Below are 277 nucleotides of genomic sequence, written 5' to 3' on the forward strand. Positions count from 1 at the left end.
GGGAGATGAGGCTGCCCATCTCGGCGTCGAAGTCGTAGCCCGGGCCCACGCTCATCGACTGCACGCGGGCGGTGAGCTTCTCGATGAGCTGCGGCGCCACGGACCTCTCCACGTACACCCGCTCCACGGAGATGCACAGCTGGCCGGAGTTGGAGAAGAACGCGCGCGTGGCCACCTCCGCCACCCGGTCCAGGTCCGCGCCCGCGGTGACGATCATCGCGTTCTTGCCACCGAGCTCCGCGGAGAACCCGATGAGCCGCTCGCCCGCCTGGCGGCC

General features: G+C 70.4%; 1 protein-coding gene. It reads right to left on the reverse strand.

Annotation, left to right across the window (positions count from 1 at the left end):
- A partial coding sequence (locus B4M60_RS00640) for an aldehyde dehydrogenase family protein (protein WP_291079431.1) occupies window positions 1-277 on the reverse strand: 277 nt, incomplete at both ends.

This window comes from Dietzia sp. UBA5065 (genome assembly GCA_002415925.1).
Lineage (GTDB): Bacteria > Actinomycetota > Actinomycetes > Mycobacteriales > Mycobacteriaceae > Dietzia.